At 49.2% G+C, this 15,108-nt stretch carries 15 protein-coding genes; 5 read left to right on the top strand and 10 right to left on the bottom strand.

The window, feature by feature from the left end; all coding sequences use genetic code 11:
- Window positions 1-7: 7 nt before the first annotated feature.
- Both NST44_RS21555 and NST44_RS21560 read right to left on the bottom strand, forming a co-directional pair.
- Window positions 8-1,780, bottom strand: coding sequence for a sensor histidine kinase (locus NST44_RS21555; protein ID WP_340900562.1), 1,773 nt, complete (start codon window positions 1,778-1,780; stop codon window positions 8-10).
- A gap of 75 nt (window positions 1,781-1,855) precedes the next feature.
- Entirely contained in the window at window positions 1,856-2,713 is an 858-nt protein-coding gene (locus tag NST44_RS21560) for an AraC family transcriptional regulator (protein WP_340900563.1), read from the bottom strand.
- Window positions 2,714-2,842: 129 nt separating this feature from the next.
- Here NST44_RS21560 and NST44_RS21565 point away from each other — a divergent pair, with 129 nt between their 5' ends.
- On the top strand, window positions 2,843-4,381 hold the full coding sequence (locus tag NST44_RS21565; protein WP_340900564.1) for a sulfatase family protein: 1,539 nt from the start codon (window positions 2,843-2,845) through the stop codon (window positions 4,379-4,381).
- Between the two features lie 132 nt (window positions 4,382-4,513).
- Here the strand turns inward: NST44_RS21565 and NST44_RS21570 are convergent, their stop codons facing one another.
- Together NST44_RS21570 and NST44_RS21575 are read right to left on the bottom strand one after the other, a co-directional pair.
- On the bottom strand, window positions 4,514-5,047 hold the full coding sequence (locus tag NST44_RS21570) for a chromate transporter (RefSeq protein ID WP_340900565.1): 534 nt from the start codon (window positions 5,045-5,047) through the stop codon (window positions 4,514-4,516).
- Window positions 5,048-5,061: 14 nt separating this feature from the next.
- The gene (locus NST44_RS21575; protein WP_340900566.1) at window positions 5,062-5,697 is read right to left on the bottom strand and encodes a chromate transporter; all 636 of its coding nucleotides are present in this window, start codon (window positions 5,695-5,697) and stop codon (window positions 5,062-5,064) included.
- 258 nt (window positions 5,698-5,955) lie between these two features.
- Here NST44_RS21575 and NST44_RS21580 point away from each other — a divergent pair, with 258 nt between their 5' ends.
- Window positions 5,956-7,146 carry an ROK family protein gene (locus tag NST44_RS21580; RefSeq protein ID WP_340900568.1) on the top strand — a complete coding sequence of 397 codons (1,191 nt, stop codon included), beginning with the start codon at window positions 5,956-5,958 and terminating at the stop codon, window positions 7,144-7,146.
- Between the two features lie 138 nt (window positions 7,147-7,284).
- Here the strand turns inward: NST44_RS21580 and NST44_RS21585 are convergent, their stop codons facing one another.
- Window positions 7,285-8,109 carry a GNAT family N-acetyltransferase gene (locus NST44_RS21585; RefSeq protein ID WP_340900570.1) on the bottom strand — a complete coding sequence of 275 codons (825 nt, stop codon included), beginning with the start codon at window positions 8,107-8,109 and terminating at the stop codon, window positions 7,285-7,287.
- Window positions 8,110-8,311: 202 nt separating this feature from the next.
- On the opposite strand from NST44_RS21585, the gene NST44_RS21590 reads away from it, so the two are divergent.
- On the top strand, window positions 8,312-9,247 hold the full coding sequence (locus tag NST44_RS21590) for an NADP-dependent oxidoreductase (RefSeq protein ID WP_340900572.1): 936 nt from the start codon (window positions 8,312-8,314) through the stop codon (window positions 9,245-9,247).
- Between the two features lie 93 nt (window positions 9,248-9,340).
- On the opposite strand, the gene NST44_RS21595 is transcribed toward NST44_RS21590, so the two are convergent.
- The 5 genes from NST44_RS21595 to NST44_RS21615 form a co-directional block, all read right to left on the bottom strand.
- On the bottom strand, window positions 9,341-10,171 hold the full coding sequence (locus NST44_RS21595; protein WP_007131350.1) for an SDR family NAD(P)-dependent oxidoreductase: 831 nt from the start codon (window positions 10,169-10,171) through the stop codon (window positions 9,341-9,343).
- Between the two features lie 73 nt (window positions 10,172-10,244).
- Window positions 10,245-10,814 carry a TetR/AcrR family transcriptional regulator gene (locus tag NST44_RS21600; protein WP_007131349.1) on the bottom strand — a complete coding sequence of 190 codons (570 nt, stop codon included), beginning with the start codon at window positions 10,812-10,814 and terminating at the stop codon, window positions 10,245-10,247.
- A gap of 221 nt (window positions 10,815-11,035) precedes the next feature.
- The gene (locus NST44_RS21605; RefSeq protein WP_007131348.1) at window positions 11,036-11,224 is read right to left on the bottom strand and encodes a hypothetical protein; all 189 of its coding nucleotides are present in this window, start codon (window positions 11,222-11,224) and stop codon (window positions 11,036-11,038) included.
- 30 nt (window positions 11,225-11,254) lie between these two features.
- Entirely contained in the window at window positions 11,255-12,445 is a 1,191-nt protein-coding gene (locus NST44_RS21610) for an ArsA family ATPase (RefSeq protein ID WP_340900573.1), read from the bottom strand.
- 66 nt (window positions 12,446-12,511) lie between these two features.
- Window positions 12,512-12,997, bottom strand: a complete 486-nt coding sequence (locus NST44_RS21615) for a MarR family winged helix-turn-helix transcriptional regulator (protein ID WP_260842947.1) — start codon at window positions 12,995-12,997, stop codon at window positions 12,512-12,514.
- Window positions 12,998-13,322: 325 nt separating this feature from the next.
- On the opposite strand from NST44_RS21615, the gene NST44_RS21620 reads away from it, so the two are divergent.
- Window positions 13,323-14,033: a response regulator transcription factor gene (locus NST44_RS21620; RefSeq protein WP_340900574.1), complete on the top strand. Its 711-nt coding sequence runs from the start codon at window positions 13,323-13,325 to the stop codon at window positions 14,031-14,033.
- A 4-nt stretch (window positions 14,034-14,037) separates the two neighbouring features.
- Window positions 14,038-15,105, top strand: a complete 1,068-nt coding sequence (locus NST44_RS21625; protein ID WP_340900575.1) for a sensor histidine kinase — start codon at window positions 14,038-14,040, stop codon at window positions 15,103-15,105.
- Window positions 15,106-15,108 lie beyond the last annotated feature (3 nt).

Below are 15,108 nucleotides of genomic sequence, written 5' to 3' on the forward strand. Positions count from 1 at the left end.
TATCAATCTATTTACCGCTCCCCATTCCGGGGAAGCTGAGCTCGACTTTCGTGTACAATCCCTCTTCACTATAGAGCTTGATCCCATAGGGCTTGCCGAACAGCCTATGGATCCGCTCATGCACATTACGCACCCCCATGCCGCTGAAGCGCGAGTAAGTCCCTTCGCTGCTCTCCTCTAGCCGCACCATGCTTTCATTGCTCATGCCTTTGCCATTATCGATCACTTCGATCTTCAGGTCTCCATCCTCGCCGAAGACTCGGATCAGCACGAATCCCCCGTGGCCTGATGGACCGAAGCCATGCATCAGCGCATTTTCGACAATGGGCTGTAATGTCAGCTTGGGTACGCGGCATTCCAGCAGATCTTCATTTTCTACCTGAATCTGCACCGGAATCGGTTCAATAAACTTGTATTTGACGATTGCGACATAACTGTTGACGTAATCCAATTCCTCTCTTAATGTAAGAAGCTCTCCTGAATTACCAAGCACGCCGCGCATCAGTTCAATCAGTGCTCCCGACACCTCTTCGATGTTGGGCACCCCGTTCAGCTTGGCCAAATATTTGATCGTATTCAGAGAATTGTAGAGAAAATGCGGGCGGATTTGTGCCTGGAGTACGGTGAGCTCCGCCTCCCGTTTGGCTTGCTCGCTCGTCCGGATTCCTTCCATCAAGCGTTTCAATTCATCCACCATACCGATAAACACGTGATATAAATCGCCGATTTCGTCCTTCGACTCGATCTCCGTTCTCGGAAAGTCGAGATTCCCGTCCTTGACACGCATCATCATCGTTTTCAAACGACGGATGTGCAGAGTGGTGCGGGACGACATCTGAAGCGATCCGATCAGCACGGCGATGAAAACCACGACCGACACCTCTACCATGAGATTGCGTATTCTTATGGATTCGCTCAGCAGCGAATCGAGCGGAATCAACGCCCGGGTCGTCCACCCCGTATACTCCGATTTCCGGCTGACGACGATATAAGGCTTTCCGTCAATGACTTGTTCCGCGGTTTCTTCGATACTGGACAGCTCAGCTGCATCATAAATCGCTTTTTCCATACCGGGGGTTACGCTTGCCGGAGCCGAATCGGACTTGTAAACAAGCTGCTTCTGCCCGTCGAGCACATACAGCATGCTATCGGCGGTCGGCTTGACTCCGTATGTTTTACGAATGAAATCATAATGCAGGTCCACCATGACCACGCCGATCGTTTCCCGATCGTAGCGGAGGACGCGGCCAACAGAGATTGCCTCCGTTGTGCCCGAATGCTTGAAATATGCGTGGCGCTCCCCATTGCGCAGCATGAAATCCATCGTGCTTGTTTCCAGGAACGTACGGTCGATCCAAGGCCCTCCCGAGAAGAATACCTTTCCGTTCAGGCCGATGACGGCAATTCGGGAAATATACGGCTTGTAATCGATCAATCCCGACAGATATTCGGTGATCCTCTTCTGCTCTTGAAACCATTCATAGCTGATTTCTTCGCTTGGGCTCAGGACCGTATCGATCACCGTATTTTTGTTGGTAACCGCAACCGTGTTCAGCCGATCGATCTCTTGGAGCATAACGTTAAGGGATTCGTCCGCCTGCCGGATGCTGTCCGAAACCGAGGTAATGGCGGTACGCTTGATCGTATCCCGCATATTCACATAAACGATGCTGGTAACGGAGACGATCGAGAGGAGCGTAAGAAAACCGAGCGCAACAAACATTTTTCCCTGAATGCTTAATTTGGGTGAAATCCACTTTTGCAGCGTGGCCAGCGTCATTGTCCGCTCTCCTTTTCGGCTGGAATGATAAAAACAAGATGGGTCGTAAGCGTTTGCAATAATAACAAGCTCCGGCTAACCTTTCGCACCGGTTCGCATGGCCAGCGGAGGCATATTGTAATAAATTTTAAAAGCTCGTGTGAACGTGTACAGGTTCGGATAGCCGAGGGACAATGCGATTTCAGTGACGGAAGCATCTGTCTCGGTAAGCAGGCGCTTCGCTTTTTCCATACGGATGTTTTGAAGATATTTCTGCGGGGATACCCCGACTTGAGCGGCAAACACGTTGGAGAAATACGAGCGGTGCACCCCTGCGAAAGCTGCTACCTGCTGCACCGTTATCCCTTCGGTTGCGTGAAGATCCATAAAATCCATGCACGCCCGGATCCACCGCGAGGGCTCGCTTGAGTGGACGGGTTCTGTATCGGGTATAAGCAGCGCCATCAGCTCGCATACCATCCCTTGAAGCGCCAAAGAGACGGCCGGATGCCAGCGCTCGGTGCCGGCCATCTTATCAAGCGTTTTTGCTGCCGCTTCCTTGACCGGTGAAGTAAGCATTTGTTTCCCGTATGGTCGATCCGGCGTGATCCCGGCAAGCCCCAGCAGCCCTTTGACCCGGGTGCCGTCCACGGCAAGCCAATTCATTTGCAGAGGCGCATCGGATGCAAGCGCGTAATAATCATAGGTCCTGCCCGGGAACAGACAAAACAGATCGTTCTTGCTGAGCTCCACCCTTTTGTCGCCGAATTCAAGGCATACCCTTCCTTCAAGAACCAAATGAAGGCTGTAACATTCAATCCGCTTCGGCCCGACCTTGTAATTAGCCTTAGCAATGCTTCGGCCGCCCCGGACTGGCCATAACTGCGCCTCCTTATCGAGGTAGCCGGGCGTGTAATAAATAAACTCGGCAAACTCGTGATCATATTCCTGCATCGTCGATTGCCACCCTCCTGAAAGTGTTGATGAAATCATCTAGATAACAAAATGACAATATGTAGACAACATAACGATATTCCTAAACCATTGATAATTCAATATTATCATAATGGGAGGGGATAAATTTTGTCTAGTCAACCTAACATTTTACTAATCACAAGTGATCAACAGCATTGGAACACGATCGGTGCCTTTCAACCGGAAATTTCGACTCCGAATTTGGATCGGCTGGTACGGGAAGGGACGATGTTCGAGCGGGCCTATTGTCCGAATCCTACTTGTACGCCCAGTCGAGCCTCTATCATTACTGGCATGTACCCAAGCCAACACGGCGCATGGACATTGGGAACGAAATTGCTGGAGGACAGCCATACGGTCGGGGAAGATTTCAGTGCGGCAGGATACAAAACCACGTTGATCGGCAAAGCGCATTTTCAGCCCTTGAAATCGACGCCGGAGTACGAATCGAAAGAAGCATACCCGGTCTTGCAGGACTTGGAATATTGGCGGAAGTTCCATGGACCGTTCTATGGCTTCGACCACGTCGAGCTAGCACGCAACCATACGAACGAGGCACATGTCGGACAGCATTATGCACTGTGGCTGGAAGAGAATGGATGTACTAACTGGCGCCAGTACTTCCTTCCTCCTACCGGCACAATGAATCCCAAGCAAACGTACAAGTGGCCGATTCCGGAACGATACCACTACAACGCGTGGATTGCCGAGCGTACGAAAGCCCGTCTCGAGGAGCACAACAAAACCGGAGACCCATTCTTCCTATGGGCGAGTTTCTTCGATCCGCACCCGGAATATTTGGCTCCGGAGCCATGGGATACGATGTACGATCCGGAGGAGCTTACGATCCCCGCGCTTGTGCCTGGTGAGCATGATCGCAATCCACCGCATTTCGGCATGACCCAGGAGGAAAATCCCGACTTCTCCGAATGGATGGAGACGGGATTCGGCATCCACGGTTATCGTTCGCATCATTATTATGAATACGGGGGCAAAGAACGGCTGACGGAATATGACAAGAAGAAGCTGGTCGCCGTTTATTACGGCATGATCAGCCTGATGGACAAATATATCGGCAGCATTCTGGATAAGCTGGACGAACTGGGTCTAGCCGAGAATACCCTGGTCGTATTTACGACGGATCACGGTCATTTCTTCGGCCAACATGGCCTACAGGCCAAGGGAGGATTTCATTATGAGGATTTGATCAAGCTTCCGTTTATCGTGCGGTATCCCGGCCGGGTTCCCGCAGGAAGAAAGTCGAGTGCCATCCAATCCCTGGTTGATCTGGCGCCCACCTTCCTCTCATTCTGCGGATTGCCGATACCGCCAGCCATGGCCGGCGTCAACCAGAAGGACGTCTGGCTCGGCTCCCGGGAAAGCGCGAGGGACCATGCAATCTGCGAATTCCGGCACGAGCCGACGACGATTCATCAAAAAACGTACGTGGATGATCGCTATAAAATCACGGTCTATTACAATCAAACGTATGGGGAAATTTTCGATCTGAAGGAGGATCCGGGGGAGCTTCGCAACTTATGGAGCGAACCAGGGTACGAAGGGTTAAAGTCGGAGCTTCTTCTCAAATATGTGTGGGCAGAGCTCGGGAAAGAACCGATGCCGATGCCGAGAATTCATCACGCCTAAACGGCTTCTTCATTAAATATAACTTCATGATTCAACCTTGTAACTAAAATAGGGGGGACGTTCGATAAGGCTATTTTGCCTTCGATCTGCCCCTCTTTTTCTGTAAATTTATCCTTGCCATCCATTTGAAGGTTAGAACACTACGATACCTGCAACCGCGGACAGCAAAATCACTGCAAAGGGATGTACTCTATACTTCGTCACCATCACGATACTACCGGCGCAGATCAACAGCATTCCGATCATCGACCAGCTCAGCACCGCTTCTCCGCGCCCGCCGAGTCCAAAATGGATGGCGGCGTAAATGATTAGGCCGGTAACGATCGGACGCAAGCCGTAAAACGATGATTTGATCCAATCGTTGTTGTACAGCTTCAGAAAGAAAGCCGAAATTAGAATGACGAGGATGAGCGACGGCAAGATGATGCCGACCGTGGCAACGATGGCTCCTAAAACACCGGCCTCCGAATATCCGATCAAAGTAGCAGCATTGGTCGCAATGGAACCCGGCGCCATGCCGGCCATAGCTACGACTTCCTGGAATTCCCCGAGATCCGTCCATCCCCTTCCCTCCGCCTCCCGCTGGATTAGCGTGAGCACGGCAAATCCGCCGCCGAACGAAACGAGGCCCACCTTTAGAAAGACAATGAATAACTGCCATAGCATAAGTGGATCCCCCTTCAGATGTAATATTCCGGATATTGCATTTCCCGCTTTTCTTCATACGGCGGCTTCTCTGTACGAACGGCCATTCCGAGCTTGCGCTTGCATAAGACCACCGCTATTCCCGCAAGCGGCCCTCCAAGGATCAGATATAGCGAATGGATACTGGTGAACAACAAGAGAAGCACCGCAATCGCTGCGATCATCAGCGTAGCGGCATCCAGGATGGAGGACTTCCACATTTTGCACGCAGCAACGATAATCAGAGCCACTATCGAAGCATGAATGCCTTGGAGCGCAGCTGTCACTTTCTCGTTATCCTTAAAAATCGTGCTGAGGAGACTCAGAAGAAATACGATCATGAACGTGGGCAGCGTGATTGCAAAGACTGCCGTAACCGCCCCTAAGATCCCGGCAAGCCGATAGCCGATAAAGGCAGAGGAATTAACGGCAACCCCACCCGGAGCGGAGCCGGCAATGGCCATCATCTCCGCCATCTCTTCCTCGTTCATCCACCCTTTCTTATGAACGATTTCTTGTTCGATCATCGCGATCATCGCATAACCTCCCCCGAACGTGGAAGGTCCGATTCTAAAAAAAACGCCGAACAATTGCCTCAACAGCTTAAATCTCCGGCTTTGCGCATCGTTCATCCGGCCTCACCCTTTATGCTCTAGTTTGTCATATTAGAATTATAGCACATTAATTCCATTTTGGTATTAAGTTTTATTTTTGGCGAGGAATATGTTGACCAATCATCATGAAAGATTCAAAATTCATATGAAACTCTTGTGAATAATATCAAAATGATGTAAAGTTGATTAATCCGATGTCTTGTCTGGAAATAATACGACGATGCCGCTATACTTGATATACCCGACTAATGAACTTGGAAATGGAGAACGATGCTTATGGTAGTTCATTCCAATCCTCCGCTTAAGAAGCAGGTTTACGATCGTATTTCCTACCTTGGGACTGCCTCGAAAGTCGATTTGATGCATTATTTTTCAATCACCAGCAGCAGCATGACGCGTCTGCTTGAAGAGATGACCTCCCAAGGGCTGATTGTCGTCTCCGGTCTGGGCACCTCCACCGGCGGCAGAAAACCGCTCCTGTTTCAGACCAATCCGACATACCGGTATTTGCTAGGTCTCGATATATCCCGCATTCATTCCGCGCTCGGTCTGTATGACATGCACCTAAATACTTTGTCTCTGACACGCTGGAATATGGACGATCAAATGACGCCGGAGCGGTTGGTCGACCTGGTCGCAAGTGAAGCAGGGAAGTTTCTGGCCGCCCAAGGAATCTCGGCAGACGATGTCCTGGGAATTGGAATCGGAGCGGTCGGTCCGCTGGATCAGAGCAAAGGCTTGATTCTCGAGCCGGAATTCTTCTCGGCTCCTTCGTGGATAAACGTTCCGATTTGCGAGCTGCTTGAGACAAGACTGGGGATCCCCGCCTTACTCGACAACGGTGCCAATACCGCTTTGATTGGTGAGCATTGGGCACTTAGAGCGCATAACATACAGCACGCCCTTTACGTGCACGCCGGCGTTAATATCCGGTCCGCCGCGATGTCGGGCGGTCAAGTGCTGCGCGGGGCCGTCGATACCGAGGGTGCGGTCGGGCAAATGATCATCCAGGCGAACGGCCCTCGCCTCCGTGATAAAGGCAACTATGGCGCTTTGGAAGCCTTCGTGTCGGTCCCCGCGCTGGAAGAGCGCGTACGTACCCAACTGAAAATCGGGCGCTACAGCATGTTGTCCGGCATGCCCCCGGATCATGTGAATTTCTCAGCGCTGGTCGACGCTCTGGTAAGCGGGGATCCGCTCGTAACCGAGCAATTTACGGAAACCGCCGCATACTTGGGTATCGGTCTCGCCAATCTGATCAATGCGCTTCATCCCGAATACGTTATACTGGGCGGACCGCTGATGACCGCGCATCGGATGGTGTTCGACAACGCGGTGGAAATCGCCAAGAAAAATACATATCATTACCCCGAATACAATCCGGTCTTCACCCCGGGGATCCTCACCGATGAAGCCGTCGCTACCGGAGCAGCGATTATGGTCCTTCAAGCGTGGGATGGCGAATGAACCGGGGAAGCCCGCCCCCAACCAAACAAAGAGGCGCTGCAAATGCAGCGCCTTCTTCATACGCATTGACCCCTTCCAAAAACAACGATTCTGCAGGCAATTTAACGGTCTTCCTCCCCTGTGAGTTGCAATCAGCACTTATCGGCATGGATAGCTATAGTAATCCTGCGTATGCACAACTTTGAATCCAACGGATTCATATAATCCAAGCGCATGCTCGTTTTTCGTTTCAACTTCTAAGTGTACCGAATATCCGGCAGCGCTTTGTTCTTTAATGACTTGGCGCAACACCTGTCTCCCGATTCCCTTTCCTTGATATTCCGGCAGGATCGAGAATCCATAAATCCATGCCTGCCCCTCTTCTTCCCTGCTTATTCGCAGCTTACCGACGGTTTCTTCATTCACAACAATCATGCGCATGTCCGTATGATCCGCGAACGTTTTGCTTTCCATCACGCTGGCGTCTTCTTCATCCATGCCGAACGCTTGAACGGATATCCGTACGCTCATTTCATAATCATTGATCGTAGCCTTCCGCAAAACAAGACCGCTCGTTTCCTCAAGCGGACATTCCTGCCACTTCATTTGATGCTCCGAGAACGCATACTTAACGCCTTGTTTATTCAAAAAGGATTTTGCCGCATCCGATCCTGCAGGCGCGTTCAGCAAAATTTTCTTGTATCCGCTTCGTTTGATGTGTTCCATGGCATGATCGAACAATCGTTGGAAATATCCCTTACGCCGCTCGCTTGGCTTTACCATGCCGCAAACCTCGACAGTAGAACCAAAAGCATATAAACCTAAGAACGCGACGAGCTCGCCATGCTCGTATTGCAAATAATCCATTTGGTCAGAAGTGCGCTCCCTGAGCATTTCCCAATTCAGCTTCAGTTGTACATGATCATGACTTTCACACTCTTTTTGCAATTGCTCAATGTCTATTAATTGTTGTGTCGTTAACATGTTTTCTCCCTTCCGCGCTCTGTCTGTCTTCAATTATAAATCGTTTATCTGCCCAGGGATATGAATGGTTATCCGATGACTTAATATAGGATTTCACCTTATCGTACTGGGGTATCAACCGGATCGCAGTTGCCCATAATTATAAAAAATACGCGGAAATTTGCTTATGCCTGTTGCCGTAAAATATGAGGAGTGAATGGATATGAAAGCTATCATTATTGAACAATATGGCGGAAAAGAGCAATTAAAAGAAGCGGATATTCCAAAGCCTACTCCTGGAGAGCAACAAGTCATCGTAAAGCTCCATGCCACTTCGATCAATCCGATCGATTGGAAGCTACGTGAGGGATATCTCAAGACCATGATGCCGTTCGATTTCCCGATTATTCTAGGATGGGACGCTGCTGGTGTCGTTTCTGAGGTTGGCGAACAAGTGACCAGCTTTAAGGTTGGGGATCGGGTCTTTGCTCGTCCTGAAACAACGAACCGGGGAACCTATGCGCAATATACTGCGGTGGATGCTCATTTGCTCGCCAAAATCCCTGAGAATCTAACCTTTGAAGAGGCTGCCTGTGTCCCGCTGGCCGGATTAACTGCATGGCAGTGCTTATTCGACTTTGGAAATATCCAAAAAGGCGAGAAGGTGTTGATTCATGCCGGAGCAGGAGGCGTCGGCACATTCGCCATCCAGCTTGCCAAGCATGCGGGAGCGTATGTTGCAACTACTGCGGGAACACATAATGTGGATTTATTAAAGTCGCTTGGTGCCGATGAAGTTATTGACTATAAGAAAGAAGACTTTGAAAAAGTTCTGAGCGATTATGATTTTGTCCTTGATTCGTTGGGGGGCGAAAACCAAGAGAAGAGCTTTACTATTTTAAAAAATGGCGGCAAAATGGCATCGATAGTGTCTGAGCCTAATCAAGAAAAGGCCGCGCAAAAAAACATAAAATCAGGCAATGTCTGGTTGAATCCGAACGGCTCGCAATTAGCAAAGATGGCTGAGCTTTTGAAACAAAACAAACTTAAGGTCTTGATTGGGCACCGATATCCATTATCTGTGGAAGGGATCCGGGAAGCCCATGCCATAAGCGAAAGTCATCATGCGAAGGGAAAGATTGTTATTGAAATAAGTTAAACATTCAAACCTCCCGTTGCGTCAATGTTTTTGTACGATATATCAATAGACTCAATTATTGGGTTGCACTGGCTTGGTGATGGATGAGGTGAGCTATTGAGTCACCTCCCCGTCTTTAAGCTTGCGTATACTTCTGATTTTTCGTAGCCATGCCTGCTTTAACAATGCGGGAAACAGACGATGGATACGCCACGCCCACCGAACGGCAACAGGAAATATAATGATATCTTTGTTTTGGATAATGCCCTTTAGGATCAAATCAACGGCCTCACTGGTTTTCATTGCCCCTGAGGGCAGCGATTCCACAACTTTCTCATTCGGTACATTGGCAACCGTCATATTCTTATAAATGTCGGTTTGAACATGGCCGGGACAGATCGTGCTAACCTTGACTCCCACATCTGCTCCCTCATACCTTAATGATTGTGAAAGACCTACGACTGCGTGTTTGCTTGCACAATACGGCGTGTTGCCCGGCTGAGGCATTAAGCCAGTGGCAGACGCTGTATTTACGATATGCCCGAACCCTTGCTGGGCCATCACTCGATAGGCAATTGTCGAGCCATAAAGCACCCCATTCCAATTGATATCCATTACTTTTTTCCACTGGGCCATCGTCAGATCCCTGACATCCCCGCCAATCGCAATGCCGGCGTTATTAAACATATAGTCAATCCTGCCATATTGTGATACGGTTTCCTCGATTAATTGTTGGACCTCGGCTTCGCTGGCAACATTGACTTTCATATAACGTGCGGTTCCTCCGCGATTCTTGATCTCATCTACAGTACTCTCAGCATAATCTTCACGAATGTCTGCAACAACTACAGTCGCGCCCGATTTTGCTAATTGGAAGCAAAGCTCTCGTCCAATGCCAGAGCCGCCGCCAGTAATAATGGCCACTTTATCCTTAAAATAATTCACGATCCGTACCCCCTTCAACTGACTGACTTCAGTCAATTAATGATTAAAAAATATACAACTTCCGAAGAAGCTGTTAACCAATGCCTAGTATGCGTTTATAAAAATATTTAAGCTTCTCCACTCTTTCTTCATCGGACATACTTGAATCAATCGACTGCCAGCCGTATAAACAAAATTTTGCTGTCTCCTCAGGATACGAGCAGTTGAATGAACCATCGGCATTTCCTGTTTCAATTAATTCTTTGAATAGGGGGAGAATCATTTGTATTCCTGCGCTGCCAATTCGCTTATGAATCTCCTCATTCTCCTGCTGGTGTATGGTTTTGATTAATATAGCATCTTTCTTAAGCATGCCGCTTGTAAATTGGAACATCCGTTCTAATCGATCCGCTGCGCTGATCGTATTGTCTTTCATCAAAACCATTAAATCGGCCAGTATTTCTTTAGCCCACTCCTCAACAACAGCATCGAGCAATTCTGATTTGGATTTTACGTAGTGATACACAAGCCCATGCGCTACTCCCATTTTATTCGTGATATCGCTGATTTGTGTTCCTTCATAACCCTTCTCCTCAAACAGTTCCTTGGCGGTCTGAATGATCTCGGCTCGCCGCTCTTCTGGTGGCTTCGTCTTTCGTGCCATGGAAGTTCACCTCCTCCTTCTATCATCTAATGGGCTGCCTTCAAATATGAATATATCAGGTCCATTGACTTGAGTCAACGAGGATAATGTCCAGGCCGGCCTACCTTTTTTTCTGTTTAGTAGGTTGCGAAAAAAACCCAAAGCGCCATTTAGGCAAATCAAAGGCCATCTCGTAAAAAGAATGGCCTTATCAGTAAGGGCTTCATATAATCGAGTGATCTTTATTCGTCCGAAATATTGATTTTGCGGGCAACGGGGGCCTCTTTTTCCTCCTCGATCGTGTCAATGACACTGTCAATCACGGATCGCGAAGCAAGCAGCCATTCCTTGACGGCGTTTTTCACATGCTCCTTCGTTTGATGCCGCTCCAGATTTGCCAACAACTGCTCCAGTCGTAGCATTTTTTCCATGACTCGTTCCCTCCTAAGCGCTCCCGCTTCTTATTTATCCTGCATACTCTCCATTTCCCGTTTGCCAAACCGGATAACAAGCCGGTCCTCTGCATATCTAGCGCCTACCACTTGGCGGTTCATCAACGTCCTTGGCAGGATAACCTTGCGTTTATAAGCACCGGCATCCACCGTCAATTCGTCGCCCGTCTGCGTTAAATTCAGATCGCCCTTATCGATAAATGGAATCATAAGCTCCAAGAGCATTTCCCCGTCCTCCTCGCGAATCGACTCTGTTCTGCCGTGGTAAAACATGGCGGAAGGATCCCGGTCGGCATAAACGATGTCCGCTAATTCTTTTAGAACGGGAACACCGATGATTTCCTTTTGCATCATAGGAGCCTTCAGAATCGGAAGCGGCTGGAAGTTCAAGACGATTTCTTCCTCGTATTTCTTTTGAATGTCCCGCCACTGAGCGAAGAAGCACTCTCCCGCCTCATCCGGCAGCAACCGATTGACGATAATGGCATCCGTGTTGAATCCGAACAGGTTCAAATAGGTAAAGGAGCGCTTTGCTTCGGCGAGCACCATCTTCTCGGGATTCAGCACGATCCTGACCGACGTGGTGTCCGAATCCAGGACGAGCCGCTGCATTTCCTCCAATCCCCGTGCCAAACGCTCGATGCTGTCCAGCACGTCATCCGAAGGAAGATCGATATCCTTGACAATTTTGGCAACCGGCCGTACAATCTTGATCAGTTTGCGTTCGGTCGGGAAGATTTTCTCCAGCCACCAATTCAATACGTTCGGATAGCTTAACAGCCGCAGCGTCTCTCCGGTCGGGGCGCAATCCACCACCATGACATCATATTGCCCGCTTTCAGCATGCTCCTTGATTTTCAGCAAACTGAACAGCTCTTCCATGCCGGGAAAAACAAGCATTTCTTCCGTAGTGACGTCTTTAAGCTGGGCTTTGTCGAGTAATTTCGTGAGCCAAACCTGTACGGTTCCCCAATTGCGCTCCGTCTCGCGGATCGCGTTCACTTCCTGCCCCCACAAGTTTTCGCTGATTTGCACCGGATCGGGCCCGATCGGTACCGCCAGCGAATCCGCTAAACTATGCGCTGCATCTGTGCTGAGAATCAGCGTTCGTTTGCCTTGCTCCGCCATTTTCACAGCCGTCGCCGCCGCGATGCTGGTCTTGCCGACTCCGCCTTTGCCCGTGTAGATGATGATCCTCAAATCCACCCGCTCCTTTTTAGTACGATTTCGTAGTAATTGGTCGGAAAAATCCGGTATGATAACCGGTTATTCCTCAATCTGAATCTTTATTGGCTGGCGCTTTACTTCTTGCGGTGTAACAGGTCCTCCATCTTGGAAGACTTTAGCTGCCTTGAACAGAAGTGCCGTGAGCTGCTCCAATTCTTCCGGCGTAAATGCCTCCTCCAATCTGCCAAGCAGCGCCATCATGATTTGCTCCCATTCTTTCGCCAGCTGCAGACCTTCCTGCGTCAGCGTGACGAGCTTCACGCGTTGGTCTTGCGCAGACGTGGCTCGTGCGATCAAGCCTTTGCGTTCAAGCCGCTTAGCGATGCTGGTCATCGAACTTAATGGTGCCCCCATCTCGGCGGCCAGCTCCGACATCGTTAAATCTCCGCGGAGGAGCAAAATAAGCAGCGTCGACATATCGGAGCGGGTCACTTTTTGTTCAAGCTGAAGCGTATCGGTCATAAAAGCGAACGGACGCAGACCGGTCTTGAGGAAAAGATCGTATAGTTGTTTTATACCGGTCACTCCTTTATGTGCGATTTCGCATGATTGCGTCTTTCGACTATTTTAATACGACATCGTAATAATTTCAACCACCTCTCCGAATTTTTCTTACTAACGATAACCAGCTATGGACAAAGCTTATGCATATTACGGGAATCTCTCCGTTTTAACTGTCCTCAAAAATGCCCATTGACACATTTTCGTGCACAATGATCCATTGAAACTGTTAAGGTCTATTATCCGCAGAGACATAGCACTTTTGCAATCCCAGCAGGAGATTAGCCTGGATTGCCGTACTTAAATATTAATCGGATTGTTAATCAAACGGCAAAAGGAGACCTAAGAAATGCGGAGAGAGGCCATATTGTTAGTGGATGATGAGGAAGGTATTTTGGTCATGCTCGAAAATCTGCTTCGAAAAGAAGGATTTATCGATATCGTAAAAGCCGGTTCCGCTGCTGTAGCGCTCAATGCCGTGCAAACAAGACGTTTCGATATGATCGTTCTTGACGTCATGCTTCCGGACATGGATGGATTTTCGCTGTGCACGGAAATGCGCAAAACCATCACGACTCCGGTTTTGTTTCTGACCGCACGTTCCAGTGACCTGGATAAACTTCGAGGCCTGTTCTTGGGCGGGGATGATTATGTAACCAAACCATTTAACCCTCTAGAGGTGATCGCGCGGATTCAGGCACATTTGAGACGGAGTATGATGGTTGAATCCAACCATCAATACGCCGAAGAGCTTTATCGATTCAAGACGTTTACCGTGAACCGGTCAACGGGCCAGCTCATTATCAATCAAAAGGATACGCCTTGTCCGGCTAAGGAATTTGAACTTCTTCTCTATTTCTGCAAACACCCCAACCGGGTATTTACGGCTCAGCAGCTATACGAGCAAATTTGGGGTACGATGGTTCATGGCGATGAGAAGACCGTCGTCATTCATATTTCAAGATTACGCAAGAAACTGGAAGTCGATCCAGCTAATCCTAAGGTTATCGTTACATTAAGAGGAATCGGATACAAGTTCGTTCCGCCGTCGGGAGGCTAACACCATGAACTTTATGCTTCGCATCGCCCTTCAATTGCTCGCGGCTTTCGTTTTTCTATTGATTTGTATTCAAGTCATCATCCTCGGGGTTGCTTGGTTATTCTGGCCGGATTTGATTCGGACGGGTAACACTTCGAATCATTACGAAATCTTCGTGGTAGCCTTGTGCAGCGTTCTGTTTGTTGTTACTTTGCTTTGGATCGGTTGGTATCTAGGAAAGCCTCTTTACATCATGATCGTCTGGATCAGGAGCTTGGTTAGTGGACGGTTCGATCCCCCGCCGGGCTGGAACAACCTCCGCTCCCATAAGAAAGGCAGGCTGAAATTTCCGTATGCGATCTATAAAGAAGTGTTCGAGCACCTGCGAATGCTTGGCAGCACGCTCCAAAACAACGAGAAGGCGCTCCGTGAAGCAGAACAATCGAAGCAGGAATGGATTCGAGGGATCTCTCACGATTTGAAAACGCCGTTAACCTATATCTCAGGTTATTCCGCGATGTTAGTTCACCCTGATTATCGGTGGAGCGAAACGGAGAAAAGCGATTTTCTTTCGGTCATTCAGCAGAAGGCCGCTCACCTGCAAGAACTGGTTGAGGATCTTAATGAAACGGTTAATGGTCCGATTCCTCTAAATGCCGAGAACACGGATATCGTTGAACTCGTGCGCAGAACGGTAGCGGATGTCAGCAGTGCTCCTTGGGCTGCCGGGTACGCATTTGTCATGGATTCGGAGCCGAAACAATTGTCGATCAGCTGCGACCCGAAACTCATGACACGTGCCATTCGGAATCTGCTCGTCAATGCCGTCGTCCATAATCCGGAGGACACCCGGATTGAGGCTCGAATTAAGCTGCTCGATCATCAGATTGCCGAGATTCGTATCAAGGATAACGGGGTCGGATTTAACCAGCATGCGGCGCGAGTTACGATTCAACCAACGAGCGAACATGCGGGGCTTGGATTATCCATCGCTAAGAAATTCATCGAGGCGCATGGCGGAACGATCATGGTCCAAAGCTCGCTTGGCGAAGGGACTTCCATTTTGATCAGGCTGAAGGCAGAGCACATTTAGGGT

The sequence above is a fragment of the Paenibacillus sp. FSL W8-0919 genome (assembly GCF_038003785.1).
GTDB classification, from domain to species: Bacteria; Bacillota; Bacilli; order Paenibacillales; family Paenibacillaceae; genus Paenibacillus_AQ; species Paenibacillus_AQ lactis.

Bases quoted from the DNA above. Each gene is read 5' to 3' on its own strand.
- NST44_RS21570 (WP_340900565.1), bottom strand. From the start codon at position 5,047: ATGCTATGGCAGTTATTCATTGTCTTTCTAAAGGTGGGCCTCGTTTCG.
- NST44_RS21590 (WP_340900572.1), top strand. From the start codon at position 8,312: ATGAAAGCTATCATTATTGAACAATATGGCGGAAAAGAGCAATTAAAA.
- NST44_RS21555 (WP_340900562.1), bottom strand. From the start codon at position 1,780: ATGACGCTGGCCACGCTGCAAAAGTGGATTTCACCCAAATTAAGCATT.
- NST44_RS21600 (WP_007131349.1), bottom strand. From the start codon at position 10,814: ATGGCACGAAAGACGAAGCCACCAGAAGAGCGGCGAGCCGAGATCATT.
- NST44_RS21605 (WP_007131348.1), bottom strand. From the start codon at position 11,224: ATGGAAAAAATGCTACGACTGGAGCAGTTGTTGGCAAATCTGGAGCGG.
- NST44_RS21560 (WP_340900563.1), bottom strand. From the start codon at position 2,713: ATGCAGGAATATGATCACGAGTTTGCCGAGTTTATTTATTACACGCCC.
- NST44_RS21620 (WP_340900574.1), top strand. From the start codon at position 13,323: ATGCGGAGAGAGGCCATATTGTTAGTGGATGATGAGGAAGGTATTTTG.
- NST44_RS21585 (WP_340900570.1), bottom strand. From the start codon at position 8,109: ATGTTAACGACACAACAATTAATAGACATTGAGCAATTGCAAAAAGAG.
- NST44_RS21625 (WP_340900575.1), top strand. From the start codon at position 14,038: ATGAACTTTATGCTTCGCATCGCCCTTCAATTGCTCGCGGCTTTCGTT.
- NST44_RS21580 (WP_340900568.1), top strand. From the start codon at position 5,956: ATGGTAGTTCATTCCAATCCTCCGCTTAAGAAGCAGGTTTACGATCGT.
- NST44_RS21575 (WP_340900566.1), bottom strand. From the start codon at position 5,697: ATGAACGATGCGCAAAGCCGGAGATTTAAGCTGTTGAGGCAATTGTTC.